Source organism: Pseudomonas rhizophila, assembly GCF_003033885.1.
Taxonomy (GTDB): domain Bacteria; phylum Pseudomonadota; class Gammaproteobacteria; order Pseudomonadales; family Pseudomonadaceae; genus Aquipseudomonas; species Aquipseudomonas rhizophila.
Map to the genome: position 1 here is coordinate 5,733,334 of NZ_CP024081.1, position 21,228 is coordinate 5,754,561.

The following is a 21,228-nucleotide window of genomic DNA, read 5'->3' on the forward strand; positions in this document are numbered from 1 at the left end:
CAAAGACTTATAGTTGACTCATCCGCCCCGCCCGAGAGCCTATAGAAAATGCGTAAGTCATTGATGCGTATGACATTGCGTCAACTGCAGATTTTCAATGAGGTGTGCGACCTGAGGTCCTACAGCCGCGCAGCCGACGAAATGTCTCTCACACAACCGGCCGTTAGCCTACAGATTCGATCACTTGAGGAGCTGATTGGCCAGCCGCTGTTTGAGTACGTTGGCAAAAAACTCTACATGACCGAAGCCGCCGAAGCCCTTCAACGCGCCAGCCGGGACATCTTCGGGCGCCTGGAAAACCTCGACATGCAGTTGTCGGACATGCAGGGCTCGCTGCAAGGCCAACTGAAGCTGGCGGTGGAATCCAGCGCCAAGTACTTCGTGCCGCACCTGTTCGCCGCCTTCAAGCGCCAGCACCCGGAGGTCAACCTGAACCTCACGGTGGTCAACCGCGGCCAAGTGATCCGAAGGCTCTCGGACAACCGGGACGATCTGGTGATCATGTCCATGGTGCCTCAGGACATGGGCCTGGAATTCCTGCCATTTCTCAATAACCCGATCGTCGCTGTGGCGCCGCCCGACCATCCGCTGTGCCACATGGGCCCGTTGCGCTTGCAAGACCTTGAGCCGTATACGCTGCTGCTGCGCGAGCCAGGGTCAGGCACGCGGCTGGCCTGCGAGGAATATTTCAAGGAGAAACGGGTGCACTTCACCCAGACGCTGGAAGTGGCGTCGGCGGAGGCCCAACGCGAATGCGTTCTCGCAGGGCTGGGCGTGGCGCTGTTGACGCGCCACGCCGTAAGCCGGGAGATGGTGTCCGGCGCTCTCATCGAGTTGCCGGTGGAGGAGCTGCCGCTGTACCGCAGTTGGTGCCTGGTGCAGGCCAGGGCTAAGCGCCTGTCACCGGTGGCTCACGCCTTTCTGGCGTTCGTTCGCGGCGAGCGTGCTCAGATCATTGGCCTGGTTGAGCGTTTCGACGGGAAGCCGCCGATGTTGCCTGCCAATAGTTGAATTCTGCTGCGTCCGGAAACTCGCTGATTTCGGCCAGCAGCTGGCGCTGCTCACAGCGGTCTTCGATGGCACGACGAAACGCCATGCGGCGCTGGTCTTCCTGCTGACGACGGGTTTTGACGGCGCTGCGTTCTTCGTAGGACTGGGTCATGTCGAGACTCCCAAGACGTATACGGGAGCTTTACGATGAAGGCGCGCGATGACGGTTTGGCGGCGCGAGCGTTACAGAACGATGAATTCGCAGATCCCCTCGCCACAGATGCCCTCAACTTCAAGACCAGCGGTCAATCGTCCAGCGCTTTCACCGACTTGGGTGACAACCGCAAGCTGCGCAGGCTGCGTTTCACGCTCTTGAGGTGATTGACCAAACTTGGGCCGCGCGCCATGGCGACGCCCATCGCCAGCACATCGATCACCACCAGATGGGCGATGCGCGAGGTCAACGGCGTGTAGATCTCCGTGTCTTCATGCACGTCGATGGCCAGGTTCACCGTGGACAGTTCGGCCAATGGCGTCTGGCTCGGGCACAAGGTGATCAACGAGGCGCCGCTTTCGCGCACCAGGTTGGCGGTGATCAGCAGATCCTTGGAACGGCCCGACTGGGAAATGCAGATCGCCACGTCGGTGGGCTTCAGCGTGACCGCCGACATCGCCTGCATGTGCGGGTCGGAATAAGCCGCGGCCGTCAGCAGCAACCGGAAGAACTTGTGCTGGGCATCGGCCGCCACCGCGCCCGAAGCACCGAAACCATAAAACTCGACACGCTGGGCCTGGGACATGGCCGTGACGGCTTTTTGCAACGCCACCGGATCAAGCTTCTCGCGAACCTCCATCAGCGTATGCAGGGTCGTGTCGAAGATTTTCAGGCTGTAGTCGGCGACCGAATCGTCTTCATGGATCGCAAACTGGCCGAAGCTGGCACCCGCGGCGAGGCTTTGCGCCAGCTTGAGTTTCAGGTCCTGGAAACCCGAACAACCGATGGCTCGGCAGAAACGCACAATGGTCGGTTCGCTGATGCCGACGCTGTGGGCAAGATCGGCCATGGAGCTGTGCATCACGGCCGCAGGATCAAGCAATACGTGATCGGCGACTTTCAGCTCCGACTTGCGCAGCAGATGGCGTGACTGGGCGATGTGTTGCAACAGGTTCAAGGGATTGGACTCTTGTTATTGGCAGAAGCCGGGATGTAGCAAGCTTGTAGTTATACTACAAGAATCGGCTTTTTGCCCGCCCAATCCGTAACTCAATCTCCCGGTTTCATGCCGCATGCACGCCATGTAGCAACGGCGGGCTAGCAATCATCCCGATTAGCCCATAACAGCGCGGCCAACCCTTGTGCTTCAACCGGTCGGCTGATGAGATAGCCCTGAACCTCATCACATTGTTCAGCTTTCAGAAACTCGAGCTGCTCTGGCCGCTCGACGCCTTCGGCCACCACTTTGAGCGACAACCCATGGGCCATTGCAATGATTGCCCGGGTAATGGCCGCGTCTTCGCTACCCTCCGTCAGCCCACGAATGAACGCCTGATCGATTTTCACGTAATCCACAGGGATGCGTTTGAGATAACTCAGAGACGAATAGCCGGTACCAAAGTCATCGATCGCCAGCTTGACCCCGAGGTCGCGCAATTGCTGGAACGTCGCGATGATGTGCTCAACGCTGTCGAGCAACTGGCTTTCAGTCAGTTCCAGTTCCAGGTATTGCGGCGCCAGACCGGTTTCCTCCAGCACTTGCCGAACCAGGCTGACCAGCTTGCCTTGGCGCAACTGATGCACCGACAGGTTGACCGACACCCTGATCGGCGCCAGCCCCTCACGCTGCCATTGGCACGCCTGCCAACAGGCCTGGCGCAACACGAACTCGCCGATCGGCCCGATCAGCCCGGTCTCTTCGGCCAGGCTGATGAAGTCTCCCGGCGGAACTCGGCCCATGACCGGATGATCCCAACGCACCAACGCCTCGGCAGCGTTCAGACGGCCGGTCGCCAGGCACAGTTTGGGTTGATAGAAAACCTTCAACTGCTGTTCTTCGAGGGCCTTGCGCAGCTGATTCTCCAGTTGCAGGCGCTCCAGCGTGCTGGCCTGGAGGCTGTCGGTATAGAACTGAAAATTGTTGCCGCCCAAATGCTTGGCATGTTGCATGGCCATGTTCGCCTGACTGACCAGCGTGGAAATCTCCCGCGCGTTGTCGGGCAACATACTGATGCCGATCGAGGCGCTGACCACCAGTTCGTGGCCCTCGATGGTGAGCGGCAGGCGCAGCTTGGCGGACAATCGGGTTGCCACCCGCGCCAAGCTGGAAAGGTTGCCGTAGGCATCGAACAACACGGCGAACTCATCGCCGGACAAGCGGGCGATGGTGTCCGCTTCAGGCAACGCATTGATCAGGCGGCGGGCCATCTTCTGCAACAGTTGGTCAGCAACATCATGGCCGAGGCTATCGTTAAGGAGCTTGAAACGGTCCAGGTCGATATGCAGCAATGCCAGGCTGCGTCGGCCGCCCTGACGCACCCGTTGATGGGCTTCGTGCAGGCGCTCGCGGAATAATGAGCGGTTCGCCAGCCCGGTGAGCTCGTCGTAATGGGTCAGGTAGCGCATTCGCTCTTCGGACTCGCGCCGGGCCGAAAGATCGGCGAAGAAGCCCACGATATGGCTCACATGTCCCCGCGCATCGCGCACCACGTTCAGTTGCAGCCACTGGGGATACAACTCGCCATTGGCCCGGGCCTCCACCAGTTCACCTTGCCAGGTGCCGTGCTGCTTGAGCGCCTGGCGGATAATCGGGTAGTGCCGGCGGGCATCACGACTGCACGGCAGGTCGACGACATTGCGTCCCAGCATGTCATCGATATTAAAACCGGTGACCCGCGTGAACGCCTGATTGGCGGCCAGCAGTGCGTAATGCGGGTCAAAAATCACAATGCCTTCGCTGGCGGCCTCGAAAACCGTGGCCGCCAATTGGCGCTGTTGCTCGAGTTCCTTGCTGGTGCTGATGTCTCGCCGGGTGCCGACCATGCGCAACACTCGGCCACTCGGGCTGCGCTCCACGGCCCGACCGCGGTCTTCGATCCAGACCCAATGGCCATCGCCGTGACGTACGCGGTATTCGATCTGGTAGTCCTCGCTGCGGCCTTTGAGGTGCTCAACGAGGGCGCGTTTGAGGGCCGGCACGTCTTGAGGGTGCAGACGCGGGGTCAGGTGACTGAGCATCGCTGTGATGTACTCAGGCTCCAGGCCGAACAGTTCCTTGAGCTGGGTGTGATGGACTTCGTCGGTTTGCAGGTTCCAATCCCACAGCCCCAACTCACTGGCCTTGAGCGCCAGGTCAAGACGGGCTTCGCTCTTGCTCAGGGCCTGGCTGGTCGCCTCCAGCTCGAGGCTGCGCTGTACCACGCGCGCCTCCAGCCCTACCTGGGCCGACCGTAGTTTTTCCTCGGCGCTGCGACGTTGTTCGACTTCCCGGCCAAGTGCCTCGTTGAGCTGTGCGCTACGCGCTTGCGCCTGCTGCAAATGCTCGATCAGCGCCTGATTCTGGAACCTTCGCAGCATGCCACTTTGTATCAACCGGTTGACCTGCCAGGCCACCACGCTGAGCGAGACGAGTACGACCAGTCCGAGCCAGCCCCATCCGCGCTGCTGCTCATCGCCGCCCCAGAACAGATAACCGATGGCCGGCAACAGGCACGGTAAGGTAAAGGACAAAAACGCCGGAAGGCTCACAGCATAGGCAACGCTGGCTGACAAGGTGGCCGCGCCAATCAGGCCGAATACCCAGGCCTGTTGCTGAAAGCTGTCTGCCGGTACCAGTGCAATACCTGCTCCGGCCAATGTCAGCCCGGTCATCGCCGAGCCGAGCAAAAACATTCGCAACCATATCGGGTGCGCCTGGCGGCTGGGTATCGCCGAATCGAAGGCCGCCACCTGAATGACCCGTAGCGCAACCAGCGAGAGCAACCAGACCAGCCAGACGCTGACCTGAAAATGACGCGAAGGCCCCCACAACAACGCGGCGCAAACCAGGCCGTTGACCAGCATGAACAGCGTGGGCAGCAGCGAACCCTGATACAACAGCCTTGTGCGTTCGACCGCCATTTCCGTGGCGTACTGCTTGCAGATGATCCGTGGCTCCACACAGGGGCCCGCCAGATCGGAATTTAGGGTCATAGGCACTGTTCTTGTTCTTATTCAGCGGAGCATGGAGAACCCGAAACATGCAGCGAGCATACACAAGGCAACGGCCATCCCACACTGCCCAAGCTCATAAAAATGCTGAAAAAGTCGCTATTTCATTGGGTCGCAAGCCCTTCAAGCGAGCCCGGCCAATGCCTGTGGCCCATGACCGACCGGTCATCACCGACCGGTCTTTTATCGGCTGGGGCAAAGCTCGGTTTGCCCGGGCTGCCGCCGCACCCTAGAATGCCCCGATGCGCGATGATCTCTCCCTTCTGCTGAACTCCCTCAACGATGCCCAACGCCAGGCCGTAGCGGCCTCCGTGGGTCGTCAGTTAGTCCTGGCCGGTGCCGGCTCCGGTAAAACCCGGGTGCTGGTGCACCGTATCGCCTGGTTGATCCAGGTCGAGAACGCCTCGCCCCATTCGATCCTGTCGGTGACGTTCACCAACAAGGCCGCTGCCGAGATGCGCCATCGCATCGAGCAACTGATGGGCATCAACCCGGCCGGCATGTGGGTCGGCACCTTCCACGGCCTGGCGCACCGCTTGTTGCGGGCGCATTGGCAGGAAGCCGGCCTTAGCCAGACTTTCCAGATTCTCGACAGCGACGACCAGCAGCGGCTGGTCAAGCGGGTGATCCGTGAGCTGGGCCTGGATGAACAGCGCTGGCCGGCCCGTCAGGCCCAGTGGTTCATCAACGGCCAGAAAGACGAAGGCCTGCGTCCGCAACACATCCAGGCCAGCGGCGATCTGTTCCTGGCGACCATGCGCAGCATCTATGAAGCCTACGAGGCGGCGTGTCAGCGGGCTGGCGTGATCGACTTCTCCGAGCTGCTGCTGCGCGCACTGGACCTGTGGCGCGATCACCCAGGCCTGCTGGCGCACTATCAGAAGCGCTTCCGGCATGTGCTGGTGGACGAGTTCCAGGACACCAACGCCGTGCAATACGCCTGGTTGCGCCTGCTGGCCAAGGGCGGCGACAGCCTGATGGTGGTGGGCGATGACGACCAGTCGATCTACGGCTGGCGCGGCGCCAAAATCGAGAATATTCATCAATATTCGGCGGACTTCCCCGACGCCCAAGTGATCCGCCTGGAACAGAACTACCGCTCCACCGCCGGCATTCTCAAGGCCGCCAACGCCCTGATCGCCAACAATACCGGGCGCCTGGGCAAAGAACTGTGGACCGATGGCGGCGAAGGCGAAGCGATCAACCTCTATGCCGCCTTCAACGAACACGATGAAGCCCGCTACGTGGTGGAAACCATCGAAAGCGCGCTGAAAACCGGTCTGGCCCGCAGCGACATCGCCATCCTGTATCGCTCCAACGCCCAATCCCGGGTATTGGAAGAAGCCCTGTTGCGCGAACGTATCCCGTACCGCATCTATGGCGGCCAGCGCTTCTTCGAGCGCGCCGAAATCAAGAACGCCATGGCCTACCTGCGCCTGCTCGAAGGACGCGGTAACGACGCGGCCCTGGAGCGGGTGATCAACGTCCCGACCCGGGGCATTGGCGAGAAAACCGTCGAAGCGATTCGCGACCACGCGCGCCACAGCCATGTGTCGATGTGGGAAGCCATGCGCCAGTTGGTAACCAACAAGGGCATGACCGGCCGCGCCGCCGGTGCGCTGAAGGCGTTCATGGACCTGATCGACGACCTGGCCACCAAGTGCACGGACATGCCGCTGCATTTGATGACTCAGACCGTTATCGAGCAGTCCGGCCTTATCGCCTACCACGAGGCGGAAAAGGGCGAGAAAGGCCAGGCCCGGGTGGAAAACCTCGAGGAACTGGTCAGCGCCGCACGCAACTTCGAGAACACCGAGGAAGACGAAGAGCTTTCGCCACTGTCGGCCTTTCTGGGCCACGCCTCTCTGGAGGCCGGCGACACCCAGGCCGACGAGCATGAAGACAGCATCCAGTTGATGACCCTGCACAGTGCCAAGGGTCTGGAATTCCCCTACGTGTTCCTGGTGGGAATGGAAGAAGGCCTGTTCCCGCACAAGATGAGCCTGGAAGAGCCGGGACGCTTGGAAGAGGAACGACGCCTGGCCTACGTTGGCATCACCCGCGCCATGCAGAACCTGGTGTTGACGTACGCCGAGACCCGACGCCTGTACGGCAGCGAAACCTACAACAAGGTGTCGCGCTTCGTCCGTGAAGTGCCCAAAGGCCTGATTCAGGAGGTGCGGCTGTCCAACAGCGTCAGCCGTCCGTTCGGCGGCGGCCAGCAGCAAAGCACCAGCAGTCTGTTTGGCGGCAGCGACATCCCGGAAACCGGCTTCAGTCTCGGCCAGACCGTGCGACACTCGGTGTTCGGCGATGGCGTGATCCTCAACTTCGAAGGCGCCGGCGCCCAGGCCCGGGTTCAGGTGAACTTCAGCGAAGGCAGCAAGTGGCTGATGCTGGGGTATGCCAAGCTGGAAGCGATCTAGGCGTTCTGAAAGCTTTTTATGTGGGAGCGAGCCTGCTCGCGATAGCAGTGGATCAGGCAACATTGACAGTGACTGACCCACCGCGATCGCGAGCAGGCTCGCTCCCACAGGTCGGATTGCTCACGCCTGCTGCCTTTCCGATAGAACTTGTCCCCCTTTCCTACAGCCAAAAGCCAACAAGCCCTCTTGCGCGGCTGAAGCTGAACCTAACCTGTCACGCAAAAGCCCGAAACACTCTGCCGCTAGCCAGCAACAGTTCACCTGTGCAACATGGCGCGCGTGCTATCCACAAATGGGAATGCCCTTATATGAAACGTTTTCTTAGCATCGCCATGGCGTTGTGCATCGGCCTGACGATGGCCATCGACGCCAATGCCGCCAAGCGCTTTGGCGGTGGTAAAAGTTCGGGCGCTGCCCCGACCCACCAGACCAGCCAGATGGCGCCGTCCTCTGCGGCCGGCTCTACCGCGGCTACTGCGGGCGCGGCCGGTGCGGCTGGCGCCGCCACCAAAGCCAGCGGTGCTTCGCGCTGGCTCGGCCCCCTGGCCGGCATCGCCGCCGGTGGCCTGCTCGCCTCCATGTTCATGGGCGACGGCTTCCAGGGCATGCAAATCTTCGACATCCTGATCATGGCGGTCATCGCCTTCCTGGTCTTCCGCTTCATTGCCGCCCGTCGTCGCAAGCAGCAGGAGCAACTGGCTCCGGCCGGTCATGCGCCGATGCAACGTGAGGTGTTCAACCAGCAACCGGCCAGTGGTTCGATCTTCGGCGGTTCGGCAGCACCGGTGGCTGCTCGACCGGTGATCAATGCGCCAGCCTGGTTCAACGAAGAGCGCTTCATCGAAGCGGCGCGCAACCATTTCATGTCCCTGCAGCAACACTGGGATGCGAACGAAATGGACAAGATCTCTGAGTTCGTGACCCCGCAACTGCTGGAATTCCTCAAGCGCGAGCGGGCCGAACTGGGCGATGGCTTCCAGTCGACCTACATCGACAATCTGCAAGTACAGCTGGACGGTGTCGATGATCGCGCCGACAAGACCATCGCCACCCTGACCTTCAGCGGTGTGTCGAAGGACTCGCGCTTCGACAAAGGCGAAGCGTTCAGCGAAAGCTGGAACATGGAACGTCCCCAGGGCGATGACCAGCCTTGGCTGGTGGCCGGTATCCGCCAGAACGGTTGAACCTCTGCGCGTTTTGCATGTTGAAATAAAAGAACCCCGGCTCAGGCCGGGGTTTTCTATTTCGCGGTTGCATCTATAGCGAGCTACTGTATAAACCGCTCCATATAAACCGCGCCATCGAGAAAGAGGATCCCGGACGTGGAAGAAATCATCGAACAATTGCGTGAAGCCAACGAACCCGTGCCGGTTCCACTGGAGTTACCTGACGAAGACTTGCTGGTGGAGATCGAAGAGCAGCTGTTCATCGATATTCCGTTCGTATTCAGAGAATTTTTGCTGACGGTCAGCGATGTTGTCTACGGCAGCCTGGAACCCGTGACCGTCACCGATCCGCAGTCCCACACCTATCTGCCAGATGTGGCCGCCAACGCCTGGGATGCCGGTGTCGACCGTAGCCTGATCCCCATCTGCCAGGACGGCGACGACTATTACTGCGTCGAAGAAGACGGGACCGTGGTGCTGTGGCAGGCCGAAGAAGAGCTGATTGCCGAAGAAACCTGGGAATCGGTCTGGCACTGGGCCCGGGACGTCTGGCTGGAAAGCTGATCCGCCGCACGTCCGCCGCCGGTCAATGCCCGGACGATTCCTTATGATTGTCCAGGGTCTCCAGCAAGGCCACCTGCATCCGCGTATGCAGGCGGACGAACCAGCGCCAGAGCAATGCCGCCACGACCGTGGCCACCACCGCGATCAGTACCAGCAACTTGTTGGTCGGCAGAATACTGGCCGACAAGGCTGCCAAGAGCAGGAAAATCATCAGCAGCGAGAGGATCGGGATCACTTCTGCGATCACTCGACGCACGCGCTGGGTGTGACGGCCGGCCATCTCCGGCTTCACGCCCATTTCCGCCAGCAGCATCGACAACGCCTTGAGCTTGCGATACGCGGCAATCAAAAACGGCAGCGACAACAACAACGCCCCGCCCCAGATCAGTGCTTTGTGCCAACTCGGGTCGCTGATCCAGGCTTGCAGATAGGCCGACATCTGTTCGGCAAAGTAGCCACCGGCGATAAAAATCGCGATGACCAGCGCCAAGTTGATACCCACCTGCAGCAAAATCCGCCGGATCATGGCGGCCACCAGCGCCCCCTCCCCTTGGGGTTGAATGCTGCGAAGCCACTCGCCATACATTCCCAGTACCCTCGACAGCCGTTGTGGCATAACGGCAGCCAGCCTGACCGATAAAGGGTCGGCGGCCCGGATCAGGTACGGGGTCAGCAGAGTGGTCAGTACCGAAACCGCGACCGCTACCGGATAAAGGAAATCGCTGGTGACCTGCAAGGTCATCCCCAGCGATGCGATGATGAAGGAAAATTCGCCGATCTGCGAAAGGCCCATCCCGACTCGCAGCGAGGTCCGCCCGTCGTTGCCGGCAATAAACGCACCGAGGCCACAAGAGAGCATCTTGCCCAACACCACTGCGGTGGTAATCACGGCAATCGGCCAAGCGTATTGGAGCAATATGACCGGATCGAGCATCAGGCCGATGGCGACGAAGAAGATTGCGCTGAACAAGTCGCGCACCGGCTCCACCAGCCGCTCGATTTTCAGCAACTGCCGCGACTCGGCCATGATCGCGCCGATCAGAAACGCTCCCAGCACCATGCTGTATTCCAGCTTTACCACCAGCAGGCAAAAGCCGAAACACAGACCCAGCACGGTGATCAGCAACATCTCGTCGCTGTCGAACTTCGCCACGTAAGCCAGCAGCCTGGGCACCAGCAAAATGCCGATCACCAGGGCGACAATCATGAATAACGACAATTTGCCGACCGTGGAGAACACTTCGCCGGAGCTGACCGTTCCGCTGACAGCGATGCTCGACAGCAAGGCGATAATGCCGATGCCCAGGATGTCTTCGACAATCAGGACCCCGAAGATCAACTGCGCAAAGCGCTCGTTCTTCATCTTCAGGTCATTGAGGGCCTTGACGATGATGGTGGTCGAGGAGATGGCCAGGATTGCCCCGAGGAACAACGAATCCATGGTGTTCCAGTCGAACCAGCGCCCGATTTCGTAGCCGATCCAGATCATCAACACAATTTCGAGAAACGCCGCGATGAACGCCGTGGCGCCCACCTTGAACAACTTGCGCAGGCTGAACTCCAGGCCCAGATAAAACATGAGGAAGATGACCCCCAACTCGGCCAGGGTCTTGATCGTCTCTTCGTCGTGGATAAAACCGAAAGGCGGCGTATGCGGGCCGATGATGAAGCCTGCAACGATGTAACCCAGCACCACGGGTTGTTTGAAACGATGAAAGAGTACCGTGACCAGCCCCGCTGCCATCATGATGATCGCCAGGTCTTGAATAAAACTGATGGCATGCATGGTGGGGCTCCCTGTTCAAATGACTCATCACAGAGCTGGACGAGTCCGTTTCCTTTGTAGGAAATACCCTCGCAAGGGGCTTTTGAAGGGTACCACCGCGACTTCCGACAAAAAGACAGTGCAATATATGGAAACAGATCCACCGGAGCGTGACGGCTGCCACGGGCGCAGCGTCCCGATACTGGTAGTTTGAAAACCTTCCAGCACCCGCAGAGGTGCACTCCCGAAATTGCTGCCTTGAACCGTGAGTACGTTATGGAACCCGGAAACGCCCAGCTGTCGATGACGGTGCTGATGACCCCCGATATGGCCAACTTCTCTGGCAATGTGCATGGCGGCACCCTGCTCAAGTACCTCGACGAAGTCGCCTACGCCTGCGCCAGCCGCTACGCCGGGCGCTATGTAGTGACGCTGTCGGTTGACCAGGTGATTTTCCGCGAGCCGATTCATGTCGGCGAGCTGGTGACGTTTCTGGCGTCGGTGAACTACACCGGTAACACGTCAATGGAAGTGGGCATCAAAGTCGTGACCGAAAACATTCGTGAACGCTCGGTGCGCCACACCAACAGCTGCTTCTTCACCATGGTTGCGGTGGACGATCAGCGCAAACCCGCCGCCGTCCCGCCATTGCAACCGCAGAACAGCGAAGAAAAACGCCGTTACGAACAAGCCCAGCAGCGTCGGCAAATTCGCCAGGAGCTGGAGAGGCGCTATCAGGAAATCAAAGCCGACGGCCCTTAACAGATCCGCCCGGCTCGCACCCACAGGGATTCGCGTTGATCAGAGGCTGATCGGTACAGCTTCGAACCTTACCCTCGGATGGGTGATCCGGTCCTGGGCGCGTACCAGTTCCAACTCGTAACTGGCACACGCCTGGGTTTCCAGCAGTACTTCATGTACGGCTGCGGCAGTGAATTCGAGCGCCGCCACCAGGCTGTCTCCCAGCACCACTCGCGCCAGGAACAGCCCCGAGGTCAAGTCTCCCACCCCCACCGGCTGACGAGGGAATGCGAGTAATGGACGACGCAGGTGCCAGCTACCGTCGGCGGTTACCAACAACATTTCGAAGCTGTCCTCCGGCTTTCCCGGATAGGCCAGGTGTTTGACGAGTATCGCTTTGGGTCCACGGGTCAGGAGCGCGCGAGCCATGGCCAGGCAGTCCAGCAGCGACTGCGCCTTGCGTCCCGAAAAACTGTCCAGCTCCAGCTGGTTCGGGCACATGATGTCCGCCACACCAGCCGCTTCCTCCAGGAGAAAATCGCTCACCTCGGGCGCCACGATGCAACCCTTCTCCGGATGCCCCATGACCGGATCACACAAATAAATTGCCTTGGGATTGCACGCCTTGATTCGCGCCACGCCCGCCAGAATCGCCTGCCCTTGGGCGGCGCTGCCCAGGTAACCGGACAACACCGCGTCACAATTGCCCAGCTCGCCGATTGCGGCGATCCCCTCTACCAATGCCGGTATCTGCTCAGAGGCAAGCACGTCGCCGGTCCACTGTCCGTACTGAGTGTGATTGGAAAATTGTACGGTGTTGAGCGGCCACACGTTCACCCCCACCCGTTGCATCGGAAAGACTGAAGCGCTGTTACCGGCGTGACCGAAGACCACGTGGGACTGGATGGCAAGCAGATGAGGGGTACGTTTCATGCGGGATGTTTCCGTAAAACGAATGAAATTCAAGCCGCGCAGTATGCGACTAAACGCAACCTGTACGACAGACCGGGGACACAGTTAAGCTGACAGCAACTTGTAGGAGCACTTCGTTCATGCTGACCCTTGGAAATATTTTCGTGCTGATGCTGTTGGCTACCGCCGGCGCCTGGCTGTGGCACAACCATGGTTTGCGCGAACGAGCGTTGGCGAGGGTCATGCAACATTGCGCCAACCTCAAGATCGAGCTGCTGGACGGCAACGTGGCGCTGAAAAAGATTGGGTTCGTCAAAGACGCCAGCGGACGCCGGCGCCTGGCCCGTATCTATAACTTCGAATTCACCGTTACGGGTGAATCGCGCCATTCGGGCACCATTACCCAGTTCGGGGCCCACAGCGCGCAAATCGAGCTGGCGCCTTATCCCATGCCGTTCGAAGAGTCAGCGCCGACACCGATCGAACCGGTCCAGACCAGGCCCAGGGCCGAAGTCATCGAGTTGAGTCAGTGGCGCCAGGAACACAACAAGTGGAAGCCTTGAAGCAAGGCTGACTCACGGGCACCGACAGTTCGCCAGGCCGGCTTGCAGCGCTGCCACGTCTTGAGGCTCATCAAAAATCAATTCGATTCGTGAGTCCTGGCGCCACTCGCTGGCCTGCCACCGCAGCGTCGCGCCCTCCAGCGCATTGGCTGAAACCCAGCCATCGGCGCTGTGGATAACCATCTTCGCCCGCTTCCAGCCGCAGCCTTGCAGGCAGCGCGTCAACGTCGCCGTGTCCAGTCGCTGACTCGGATGCCAGCGCCAGCCAATACTCCAGCCGCCTTCCTGTTGCTGATACAGGCAGATGGGCGATGTCGGGTCGGTCCAGACGGCCGGCATCTGTCCCACGTCCTTGGGTAGATTCACGTTAGCCACAGCCCCGCTTCCGCGAGCCGCAAGACCTGGCAGTCGATCGATCGGCATCACAGCCTGTCGGGTCCAGTACAAGGCAATCTCCGGCAGTTGCGCGGTGATGCCCAGGCGTTCGGTTTCGCTCAGGTGCTCGGATTTGTTCAGCACCACCAACCCTGCATCGGCCAGAGTTTGCCGCTGCGCGTCGGGCAACGGCGTGCCATCCGCCATCGCTCGGGCATCGAGCACCAACACGCAAGGCTGAACCGCCAGCACGCCGAGCCATGGCGTTTCGTTCAGTTGCCGCATCAACTGCGCCGGATGGCCCAGGCCGGAGGGCTCGATAAACAGTCGATCCGGGCGCGCCTTGCGCAGTAAACGAGCGAGGCCGATCTGAAATGACGCGCCGTTGACGCAACACAAACAGCCCCCGGCCACTTCGCCCAGTGCGATACCATCGGCAGTCTGGGTCAGCAACGCCGCGTCCAGGCCGATTTGACCAAACTCGTTGATCAGCACCGCCCAGCGCTCATTCGCCGGGCGCTGCGCCAGCAATTGCTTGATCAGGCTGGTCTTGCCAGCCCCCAAAGGGCCTGCGATGACGTGGGTGGGAATGTTCTGCAACATAATCGGCGGCTTTCGAGGGAGGTGAACATGCGGTTGATCGGCTGTTTTTTACTGGCGCTGACGTCGAACCAGGCGCTGGCCCAGGCTTGTGTCGTGCATAGCCAGGCAGAACGGCTGGATGTAAAAGTCTGCCAGCAGAACCGCAATATTCCGCAGAAACTGTTCGCCGACGGCTTCTGCCAGCCAAACCTTGCCGGACAAAAAGTCGAGGTACAGTACGTCGATCAATGCCCTGGCGGCGCGTTTGGCATCTGCAGCAATGCCCAGGTCGCCAATATGCCCTACCGCCAGGATATTCACTATTACGGCGTAGCCAGCGATGCGGCCTATCTGCAGCCCTTCTGTGAAGGACAAAGTCAGGGCAACTGGCTCAAACCTTAAGCGAGCCAGTCCAGAGTCAGGATCAGTCGACGCTCCCCCGGCGCCAGCTGCGGCGAGCGATGGATCAGGCCCATGCCCTCATTACCATGCCACTTCTCGCCTTTGAGCAGCGCCACATCACCACAGGCAAACTGCTGAACCGCATGCGGGTCACCCGGTTCAGCGTCAGGTTGCCCCAGACATCGACGATCCATCACACCTTCCTTTAGCCACTGGCTGCCCACGCCAGCGTACGTGGCGATCAGCCGTACCGGCACATGGTCGACGTGAAAACGCGGGCACATGGCCTTGTCCAGCGTTCGCAGGCGCAGGCCGACACGTTTGGCGCCCAGCAGGCAGGCAAACGCACTGACCAGCCAGGAGACATCGGTGATGAAGCCTTCATAGCCATGCAGATCGCCAAAGCCTGCGGCGAGACCGTCCAGTGCCGGTTGCGCGTCCTCGTGCGGCAGGTCGAGCACCCGCGATTCGGCCAGAGGCTGATCCATGGAAAGCACCATTGCCGCAAAATCGCTGATGTGCGCCGGCAGTTGACGTTGCCAGACCGCCAGGTTGGTATCGTCGTCCAGAATTTGCGTCAGGATCCGCGGGGTATCGCCCTGAACCTGGCGTACCGGCACTTCCCGCTTCGGATTGGGCGCCAGCATCACGCTGCCGCCTCGTCATGCCAAGGGCCGAACGGATCCGGCAGCAAACGCCAACTGTCGACACCCAGGGCCATTTCCGCGTCACTGAGCAGGCAAGCGTCCAGCTCGGCGGTCAGTTGCGTGAAGTCGATATTCTGGCCGATGAATACCAGCTCCTGCCGGCAATCACCGGTGGCGGGAAGCCAGTTTTTCAGGATGGCTGCGGTGCTTTCCTCATCTTGCGGCCATTGGCTTTTCGGCACGAACCGCCACCAGCGCCCGGCGAATCCATGTCGCATCAAGCCGCCGGCCTGGGACCAACTGCCCGCTTCCTCATGTTTGCTGGCCAGCCAGAAGAAGCCCTTGGAGCGCAGGAGCTTGCCATTGGTCCACGGACGGTCGATAAAACTGAAAAAACGCTGGGGATGAAACGGCCGCCGCGCCCGGTAAGCTGTCGAAGCGATGCCGTATTCTTCGGTTTCGGGCACGTGCTCACCGCGCAGTTCCTGCAGCCAGCCCGGTGCTTGAGCCGCGCGCTCGAAGTCGAAGAGGCCTGTGTCGAGGATCTTTTCCAGCGGTACTTGGCCCATGACCATGGGAATGATCTGCGCCTGGGCGTTGAGCCGTTCCAGAATCGCGATCAACTCCTCCCGTTCGTGACGGCCAATCAGGTCGATTTTGCTGATCAGAATCACATCGGCGAACTCGATCTGCTCAATCAACAGATCAGTAATGGAACGCTCATCTTCCTCCCCCAGGGTTTCGCCGCGTGAAGCGAGGCTTTCGGCCGCCTGGAAATCCAGCAGGAAATTGACCCCATCGACCACTGTCACCATCGTGTCCAGCCGTGCCACATCGGCCAGGCTGCGGCCTTGTTCATCACGAAAAGTAAAGGTTTCCGCCACCGGCAAGGGTTCGGAAATCCCCGTGGACTCGATCAGCAGATAGTCGAAACGGCCTTCCCTGGCGAGCTGGCCGACTTCTTCCAGCAGGTCTTCACGCAACGTGCAGCAAATGCAGCCGTTACTCATCTCCACCAGTTTCTCTTCAGACCGGCTTAGGGTGACATCTCGCTGGACTTCGCTGCCATCGATGTTGATCTCGCTCATATCGTTGACGATCACCGCGACGCGCAGGTTGTCGCGATTGCGCAGGACGTAATTGAGCAGTGTGCTTTTACCGGCGCCGAGAAATCCGGACAGCACGGTTACAGGGAGACGATTGGGCACCAGGTATATCCTCATCGGGCGGGCCGCGCTGATGCGGTTGAATGCATGTCGCGGCTCTTTTCTTCAGGCTTGGGTTCGGTTCAAGGTCTAAGCCTTTTTAATGTTATAGTATAACAACAACATTTAACCAGCCTCTCGGCTCAACCGGTCTGAAGTAAAAACATGCGCAGTTTTCTGAAATTCGTATTCGCAAGCCCGATGCTGCTATTGGCGCTAGATGCTTCAGCCCAGAGCCCTATGTTGGCAAACTGCACTCGCAGCGCGAATTTACTGGCCTGTGTCGATGGGCAAGGTAATGCCTACAGCGTCATGACGGCCGGAAACACCCTGTATCTCCGTGGATTTGAAGTAAATGGCCGCCGCTATTGGGCACAAACCACTAGCCGCTATGGCCAGCTGACGTTCTTTACCGGAATAGCTTCTGACGGAGAGACCTGGGTGGGATACAGCCGGCGCGTAGGTTGGACGACACTCAACCGTTTCTCGAGCTCGGGTGGAAGCACTGGGAAATTTTTATGCGGACGCATAAGCGGTTGCCAGGACGCACCACGCTGATGTTTCACGTGGAACGGTACGAAAAGCCCTCACACCCAGCAAAATGAAACTGCGTTCATGAACTAGTGCTCGTCGAACACACTGTTATAGTATAACGTTTGTTGTGTACCTATGACGGACCTTGAATATGAATGCGTTCACTCTGCCGGACGTTGCCGCGCAGGCTTCGCGCCAGGCCTTGGCCCTTGACTGGGTAGGCATGTGCGGCATCGCGGTACCCGTATTGATCGACGGTCAGCGTCTTAACGCGATCGCTGATGCCGGTGTCAGCCTTGACGACGGTGAAGCCCGAGGCATCCATATGTCACGCTTGTACCTGGCGCTGGAGCTGCTCGAAGGCGCAGCGCTGTCTCCCATGCTGTTACGCCGAATCCTCCAGCAATTCCTCGACAGTCACGCCGGTCTGTCCGACGCCGCCTCGCTGAGCATTTGTACCGATCTACTGTTCAAGCGCCCTGCGCTAGTCAGCCCACTGGCTGGCTGGAAGCGCTATCCGGTCAGCATCGAGGCCCACCTGAAAAATGATGTGTTCCACGTGGAACTGACCATTCAGATTGCCTACTCGTCCACCTGCCCTTGCTCGGCCGCGCTCGCTCGTCAGTTAATCCAGCAGCAATTTGTAGACGATTTTGCCAATAAAGCGCTCGAGCACGCCGGAGTCCTGGCCTGGCTAGGCTCATCAAAAGGCATCCTCGCCACGCCTCACAGTCAACGCAGCACGGCCACGGTGAAGCTGAGACTGAACAGCGACGTCGACGAATTGCCGCTGCTGTCGCTCATCAACGAAGCCGAAGCAGCCCTCGGCACGGCCGTACAAACCGCCGTGAAACGGGCAGACGAACAAGCCTTCGCCCTCGCCAATGGTCAAAACCTAATGTTCTGTGAAGACGCCGCGCGGCGGCTGAGCATGGCTTTGAGGCGATCCCCCGATATCGCCTCCCTCGATGTGCGAGTGGTGCACGCCGAAAGTTTGCATGCCCATGACGCTGTGGCACAAAGCCGTTGGGTCAGGGAGGCACTGTGATTCGTTGCCAGTCATTGCGCTGGGGCGCCCCGGGCCACCCCCTCACACCCCCGTTGAACATAGAGCGGCCGGCGGGAAGCCTGACGGCCATCGTCGGAGCCAACGGTGCGGGCAAAAGCAGCCTGCTGAAAGTGCTGGCGGGCCTGCAAAAACCCCTATCCGGCAAAGTCGTGCTGGATGTTCCACGTCGCGGCAGCGTCTCGTTTCTGGCGCAACAGCAACATCTGGATCGGCAATTTCCAATCAGCTTGCAAGAGTTGGTGGCGGCGGGATCCTGGGGGAGCAGACACACGCCAGCGATGCGCCGCCATCGCTTGAAAGCCGTACTGCAAGACTGGGCGTTGGATGGCCTGGAGCATCGCTCGTTGATGGCGTTGTCGGGAGGCGAGCTGCAACGCGCCCTTCTCGCCCGTTTGAGTCTGGCCGAAGCGCCCCTGTTGTTGCTCGACGAACCCCACGCCGCCCTCGACGAACAAGGCCAGGCGCTACTGTGGAAACACCTTCACGGCTGGCATGCCGAAGGCCGCACCCTGGTGGTGGTTTGTCATGATCTCGCTGCGGTGCGCCAACATATTCCTCATACACTATTGGTCAGCCAGGCTGGTTGCACGCTGGGCCGCAGTGTCGATTTGATTACCCAACAACCCCTCACGCAGGTGGCCTGATGCTCGCGGCCACCCACCTCTGGCAACCCTTTCAGGAATTTGTCTTCATGCGCCGGGCGCTGCTGGGCGGCCTGGTATTGGCGTGCAGCACGGCACCGCTTGGGGTGTTTTTGATTCTGCGACGCATGAGCCTGATAGGCGACGCCGTCGCTCATGGCATCTTGCCCGGAGCCGCACTGGGTTTCTGGTTCGCCGGGCTGAGCCTGCCAGCCCTGACGCTGGGCGGACTCGGTGCAGGCTTGAGCATGGCCGGGCTGGCAGCCTGGATTACCCGTCGCACCGGTCTGCGGGAAGACGCCAGCCTTGCGGCGATCTATCCCATTTCCCTGGCCGCCGGTGTGTTGATTCTTGGTATGGCCGGCAAACGCCTGGACTTGCTGCACCTGTTGTTCGGCTCCGCGCTGGCGGTAGATGGCCCGACACTTACCGGCATGCTCTGGGTTTCGGGGGGCAGCCTGCTCGCGATGGCGCTGATTTACCGACCGCTGTTGCTCGACACCCTGGACCCTCTTTTCCTGCAAACCGTCAGCCGGCTGGGGCCACTGGCCCATGGCGTATTTCTGACCTTGGTCGTGCTGAATCTGGTCATCGGCTTCCAGGCCATCGGCGCACTGATGGTGGTCGGTTTGATGATGTTGCCGGCTGCCGCTTCACGATTCTGGAGCCGCCGTTTGCCGGTTCTGATGGGAGTCGCGGCGCTGCTTGGATGTGTGTCGGTGTGGCTCGGACTGCTGTTGTCATTCCACTTCTCGCTACCCAGCGGCCCGGCCATCGTACTGGTGGCGGGCGCGTTATATCTGCTGTCCGTAGTGTTCGGTCCGGTGCACGGTTTGCTGCGTCGCCCGCCTTTACTCACATCCCAATGAGGTGTTTCCCGATGCGCGTTCTGCTCGTGCTGTTCAGTCTGATGCTGTCCTTATCCACGTCTGCCGCCGAAAAGCTCCAAGTGGTGACCAGCTTCAGCATCCTTGCCGACATGACCCAAGAGGTCGGCGGCGAGCATATCCAGATCACCAACCTGGTGGGGCCGGACGCGGATGCCCACACTTACGAACCCACGCCAGACGACGCCAAGGCGTTGCTCAGCGCCAAACTGATCATCAAGAATGGTCTGGGTTTTGAACCGTGGCTGGATCGCCTGGTCACCAGCACCGAAACCAGCGCACCGGTGATCAGCGCCAGTCGCGGCGTTATTCCTCGTTCGCTGGATGAAGAGGGCGAGACCGTCCCCGACCCGCATGCCTGGCATAACCTGGCAAACGCCGAGCTGTACGTCAGGAACATCACCAAGGCGCTGGAGACCGCCGACCCGGCCCACCAGGCCGACTACGAACGTAACAGCCAGGCGTATCTGAAAAAGATCTATGCGCTGCTCGCCGATGCCAAGGCCAAGCTTGGTGCCTTGCCACCGGGCAATCGCAGGATCGTGACGTCCCACGATGCCTTCGGCTACCTGGGACAGGCCTATGGCATTGAGTTTATCGCGCCCCAGGGGCTGTCCACTGAACGGGAGCCCTCGGCCGCCGATGTCGCGGCGCTGATTACCCAGATACGCCAAGCGAAAGTAAAAGCCGTGTTCATGGAGAACATCAAGGACGCGCGCCTGCTCAAGCAGATAGCGGCTGAAAGCGGTGCGCACATCGGCGGCACGCTGTACTCCGATGCGCTGGCGGCCAGCGGGCCGGCCAGTACCTTCATCGGGCTGTTCGAGTACAACCTGAATACGTTGTACGACGCGTTGCGCCGGCCATGATTTGCAAGCGCCCTTGAACGAACTTCCGTGGGAGCAAAGCTTGCTCGCGACGCGCACGAGCCTTGCTGCCACAGATCAACCAGCTCATGTACGCCAGAGCGGGATTCAAGCCCTCGGCTTGACCGTCCCGCAATCCTGCCCCAGCCACACGGCGCGAGTGTCCAGGCTGCCGTTCTGCTGGATGCCGGTGGCATTGAATGTGCCGTTCACCGCCGTAGTGAATTCCCGATCACTCTGGAATGTCGCGACCCCATTGCCTTGGGCTTTCGGACAACTGAAACGAAACTTCCACTGATTGCCGGTGCGCTCGGTGATCTGCTGCTTGCACCCCGATTGCGGGTCTTGCAGCGGAATGTCATTGGTCTGGACCTGCTCCGGGGTCAGGCATACGCGAATACCCTTTCCACCCATGGTGATGCCCTGCTTTTCCAGCATCGCCCGTTGCTCCGGGGTGATCTGGTTTTGCAGTTGGCCAAGAATCAGTTGCAGGTCCGGCAGATTCTGGTTGTCGACCTTCATATTGCTTGTAGTCAGTTCCCACAACCCTGGTTGAAGCATCTGCGCCTGAGCCGCCACAGAAACCGACAAACCAATCGTCAGGGCCAAACCCAGCAGACAAACTTTCATCACAAGCACTCCAGAGGACAGGTGGCCGTTAGACGTCTCCCACAGGCTTCGGTTCAGGC

At 60.1% G+C, this 21,228-nt stretch carries 21 protein-coding genes; 12 read left to right on the top strand and 9 right to left on the bottom strand.

The window, feature by feature from the left end; genetic code table 11:
• Nucleotides 1-48 precede the first annotated feature (48 nt).
• Nucleotides 49-1,011: a LysR family transcriptional regulator gene (locus CRX69_RS26530; protein ID WP_047226698.1), complete on the top strand. Its 963-nt coding sequence runs from the start codon at nt 49-51 to the stop codon at nt 1,009-1,011.
• Here CRX69_RS26530 and CRX69_RS26535 read toward each other — a convergent pair.
• The 3 genes from CRX69_RS26535 to CRX69_RS26545 all read right to left on the bottom strand — a co-directional run bounded on the left by CRX69_RS26535 (nt 953) and on the right by CRX69_RS26545 (nt 5,176).
• The gene (locus tag CRX69_RS26535) at nt 953-1,162 is read right to left on the bottom strand and encodes a PA3496 family putative envelope integrity protein (protein WP_047226697.1); all 210 of its coding nucleotides are present in this window, start codon (nt 1,160-1,162) and stop codon (nt 953-955) included. The genes CRX69_RS26530 and CRX69_RS26535 overlap by 59 nt on opposite strands.
• 133 nt (nt 1,163-1,295) lie before the next feature.
• Nucleotides 1,296-2,162, bottom strand: coding sequence for a transcriptional regulator HexR (gene hexR, locus CRX69_RS26540; RefSeq protein WP_003187110.1), 867 nt, complete (start codon nt 2,160-2,162; stop codon nt 1,296-1,298).
• Nucleotides 2,163-2,302: 140 nt separating this feature from the next.
• Nucleotides 2,303-5,176 carry a putative bifunctional diguanylate cyclase/phosphodiesterase gene (locus CRX69_RS26545; protein WP_107323150.1) on the bottom strand — a complete coding sequence of 958 codons (2,874 nt, stop codon included), beginning with the start codon at nt 5,174-5,176 and terminating at the stop codon, nt 2,303-2,305.
• Between the two features lie 260 nt (nt 5,177-5,436).
• Here CRX69_RS26545 and uvrD point away from each other — a divergent pair, with 260 nt between their 5' ends.
• The 3 genes from uvrD (at nt 5,437) to CRX69_RS26560 (ending at nt 9,350) form a co-directional block, all read left to right on the top strand.
• Nucleotides 5,437-7,620, top strand: coding sequence for a DNA helicase II (uvrD, locus tag CRX69_RS26550; protein ID WP_047226695.1), 2,184 nt, complete (start codon nt 5,437-5,439; stop codon nt 7,618-7,620).
• A gap of 308 nt (nt 7,621-7,928) precedes the next feature.
• On the top strand, nt 7,929-8,804 hold the full coding sequence (locus tag CRX69_RS26555) for a Tim44 domain-containing protein (RefSeq protein WP_047226694.1): 876 nt from the start codon (nt 7,929-7,931) through the stop codon (nt 8,802-8,804).
• 138 nt (nt 8,805-8,942) lie between these two features.
• On the top strand, nt 8,943-9,350 hold the full coding sequence (locus tag CRX69_RS26560) for an SMI1/KNR4 family protein (protein ID WP_003187120.1): 408 nt from the start codon (nt 8,943-8,945) through the stop codon (nt 9,348-9,350).
• A gap of 22 nt (nt 9,351-9,372) precedes the next feature.
• Here CRX69_RS26560 and CRX69_RS26565 read toward each other — a convergent pair whose 3' ends face one another.
• The gene (locus CRX69_RS26565) at nt 9,373-11,136 is read right to left on the bottom strand and encodes a cation:proton antiporter (RefSeq protein ID WP_076383196.1); all 1,764 of its coding nucleotides are present in this window, start codon (nt 11,134-11,136) and stop codon (nt 9,373-9,375) included.
• A gap of 255 nt (nt 11,137-11,391) precedes the next feature.
• Here CRX69_RS26565 and CRX69_RS26570 point away from each other — a divergent pair, with 255 nt between their 5' ends.
• Nucleotides 11,392-11,877 carry an acyl-CoA thioesterase gene (locus CRX69_RS26570; protein WP_047226692.1) on the top strand — a complete coding sequence of 162 codons (486 nt, stop codon included), beginning with the start codon at nt 11,392-11,394 and terminating at the stop codon, nt 11,875-11,877.
• Between the two features lie 39 nt (nt 11,878-11,916).
• Here the strand turns inward: CRX69_RS26570 and pdxY are convergent, their stop codons facing one another.
• Nucleotides 11,917-12,789, bottom strand: a complete 873-nt coding sequence (gene pdxY, locus CRX69_RS26575) for a pyridoxal kinase PdxY (protein WP_047226691.1) — start codon at nt 12,787-12,789, stop codon at nt 11,917-11,919.
• Nucleotides 12,790-12,908: 119 nt separating this feature from the next.
• Here pdxY and CRX69_RS26580 point away from each other — a divergent pair, with 119 nt between their 5' ends.
• Nucleotides 12,909-13,331 (top strand): DUF3301 domain-containing protein, encoded by a 423-nt coding sequence (locus CRX69_RS26580; protein WP_047226690.1) that lies wholly within the window; start codon nt 12,909-12,911, stop codon nt 13,329-13,331.
• A 12-nt stretch (nt 13,332-13,343) separates the two neighbouring features.
• Here CRX69_RS26580 and CRX69_RS26585 read toward each other — a convergent pair whose 3' ends face one another.
• Nucleotides 13,344-14,309 carry a CobW family GTP-binding protein gene (locus CRX69_RS26585; RefSeq protein ID WP_107323151.1) on the bottom strand — a complete coding sequence of 322 codons (966 nt, stop codon included), beginning with the start codon at nt 14,307-14,309 and terminating at the stop codon, nt 13,344-13,346.
• A gap of 27 nt (nt 14,310-14,336) precedes the next feature.
• Here CRX69_RS26585 and CRX69_RS26590 point away from each other — a divergent pair, with 27 nt between their 5' ends.
• Nucleotides 14,337-14,690 carry a hypothetical protein gene (locus tag CRX69_RS26590; RefSeq protein ID WP_047226688.1) on the top strand — a complete coding sequence of 118 codons (354 nt, stop codon included), beginning with the start codon at nt 14,337-14,339 and terminating at the stop codon, nt 14,688-14,690.
• Here the strand turns inward: CRX69_RS26590 and CRX69_RS26595 are convergent.
• Both CRX69_RS26595 and zigA read right to left on the bottom strand, forming a co-directional pair.
• Nucleotides 14,687-15,337 carry a DUF1826 domain-containing protein gene (locus CRX69_RS26595; protein ID WP_107323152.1) on the bottom strand — a complete coding sequence of 217 codons (651 nt, stop codon included), beginning with the start codon at nt 15,335-15,337 and terminating at the stop codon, nt 14,687-14,689. The two genes, CRX69_RS26590 and CRX69_RS26595, sit on opposite strands and share 4 nt — an antisense overlap.
• Nucleotides 15,337-16,545, bottom strand: coding sequence for a zinc metallochaperone GTPase ZigA (gene zigA / locus CRX69_RS26600; RefSeq protein ID WP_107323153.1), 1,209 nt, complete (start codon nt 16,543-16,545; stop codon nt 15,337-15,339). Before zigA ends, CRX69_RS26595 begins: the two co-directional genes overlap by 1 nt.
• 162 nt (nt 16,546-16,707) lie before the next feature.
• On the opposite strand from zigA, the gene CRX69_RS28035 reads away from it, so the two are divergent.
• The 5 genes from CRX69_RS28035 (at nt 16,708) to CRX69_RS26625 (ending at nt 20,542) form a co-directional block, all read left to right on the top strand.
• Nucleotides 16,708-17,100: a glutamine synthetase gene (locus tag CRX69_RS28035; RefSeq protein ID WP_076383192.1), complete on the top strand. Its 393-nt coding sequence runs from the start codon at nt 16,708-16,710 to the stop codon at nt 17,098-17,100.
• Between the two features lie 127 nt (nt 17,101-17,227).
• Entirely contained in the window at nt 17,228-18,124 is an 897-nt protein-coding gene (folE2, locus tag CRX69_RS26610; RefSeq protein ID WP_107323154.1) for a GTP cyclohydrolase FolE2, read from the top strand.
• The gene (locus CRX69_RS26615; protein WP_047226684.1) at nt 18,121-18,789 is read left to right on the top strand and encodes a metal ABC transporter ATP-binding protein; all 669 of its coding nucleotides are present in this window, start codon (nt 18,121-18,123) and stop codon (nt 18,787-18,789) included. Before folE2 ends, CRX69_RS26615 begins: the two co-directional genes overlap by 4 nt.
• Complete coding sequence (locus CRX69_RS26620; protein WP_107323155.1) at nt 18,789-19,655, top strand: metal ABC transporter permease; 867 nt, start codon at nt 18,789-18,791, stop codon at nt 19,653-19,655. The genes CRX69_RS26615 and CRX69_RS26620 overlap by 1 nt, the downstream gene beginning before the upstream one ends.
• 11 nt (nt 19,656-19,666) lie before the next feature.
• A complete protein-coding gene (locus CRX69_RS26625; protein ID WP_107323156.1) occupies nt 19,667-20,542 on the top strand; it encodes a metal ABC transporter substrate-binding protein in 876 nt (291 codons plus the stop codon).
• A gap of 105 nt (nt 20,543-20,647) precedes the next feature.
• Here the strand turns inward: CRX69_RS26625 and CRX69_RS26630 are convergent, their stop codons facing one another.
• Nucleotides 20,648-21,169 (bottom strand): DUF3617 domain-containing protein, encoded by a 522-nt coding sequence (locus CRX69_RS26630; protein ID WP_047226681.1) that lies wholly within the window; start codon nt 21,167-21,169, stop codon nt 20,648-20,650.
• Nucleotides 21,170-21,228: the final 59 nt, after the last annotated feature.

What these genes read in the sequence shown, in the direction of transcription:
- CRX69_RS26565 (WP_076383196.1), bottom strand. Translation starts at nt 11,136, where the DNA reads ATGCATGCCATCAGTTTTATTCAAGACCTGGCGATCATCATGATGGCA.
- CRX69_RS26590 (WP_047226688.1), top strand. Translation starts at nt 14,337, where the DNA reads ATGCGGTTGATCGGCTGTTTTTTACTGGCGCTGACGTCGAACCAGGCG.
- CRX69_RS26545 (WP_107323150.1), bottom strand. Translation starts at nt 5,176, where the DNA reads ATGACCCTAAATTCCGATCTGGCGGGCCCCTGTGTGGAGCCACGGATC.
- CRX69_RS26630 (WP_047226681.1), bottom strand. Translation starts at nt 21,169, where the DNA reads ATGAAAGTTTGTCTGCTGGGTTTGGCCCTGACGATTGGTTTGTCGGTT.
- pdxY (WP_047226691.1), bottom strand. Translation starts at nt 12,789, where the DNA reads ATGAAACGTACCCCTCATCTGCTTGCCATCCAGTCCCACGTGGTCTTC.
- CRX69_RS26620 (WP_107323155.1), top strand. Translation starts at nt 18,789, where the DNA reads ATGCTCGCGGCCACCCACCTCTGGCAACCCTTTCAGGAATTTGTCTTC.
- CRX69_RS26535 (WP_047226697.1), bottom strand. Translation starts at nt 1,162, where the DNA reads ATGACCCAGTCCTACGAAGAACGCAGCGCCGTCAAAACCCGTCGTCAG.
- CRX69_RS26570 (WP_047226692.1), top strand. Translation starts at nt 11,392, where the DNA reads ATGGAACCCGGAAACGCCCAGCTGTCGATGACGGTGCTGATGACCCCC.
- CRX69_RS26625 (WP_107323156.1), top strand. Translation starts at nt 19,667, where the DNA reads ATGCGCGTTCTGCTCGTGCTGTTCAGTCTGATGCTGTCCTTATCCACG.
- CRX69_RS26585 (WP_107323151.1), bottom strand. Translation starts at nt 14,309, where the DNA reads ATGTTGCAGAACATTCCCACCCACGTCATCGCAGGCCCTTTGGGGGCT.
- CRX69_RS26530 (WP_047226698.1), top strand. Translation starts at nt 49, where the DNA reads ATGCGTAAGTCATTGATGCGTATGACATTGCGTCAACTGCAGATTTTC.
- CRX69_RS26580 (WP_047226690.1), top strand. Translation starts at nt 12,909, where the DNA reads ATGCTGACCCTTGGAAATATTTTCGTGCTGATGCTGTTGGCTACCGCC.
- folE2 (WP_107323154.1), top strand. Translation starts at nt 17,228, where the DNA reads ATGAATGCGTTCACTCTGCCGGACGTTGCCGCGCAGGCTTCGCGCCAG.
- CRX69_RS28035 (WP_076383192.1), top strand. Translation starts at nt 16,708, where the DNA reads ATGCGCAGTTTTCTGAAATTCGTATTCGCAAGCCCGATGCTGCTATTG.
- CRX69_RS26595 (WP_107323152.1), bottom strand. Translation starts at nt 15,337, where the DNA reads ATGCTGGCGCCCAATCCGAAGCGGGAAGTGCCGGTACGCCAGGTTCAG.
- CRX69_RS26555 (WP_047226694.1), top strand. Translation starts at nt 7,929, where the DNA reads ATGAAACGTTTTCTTAGCATCGCCATGGCGTTGTGCATCGGCCTGACG.
- uvrD (WP_047226695.1), top strand. Translation starts at nt 5,437, where the DNA reads ATGCGCGATGATCTCTCCCTTCTGCTGAACTCCCTCAACGATGCCCAA.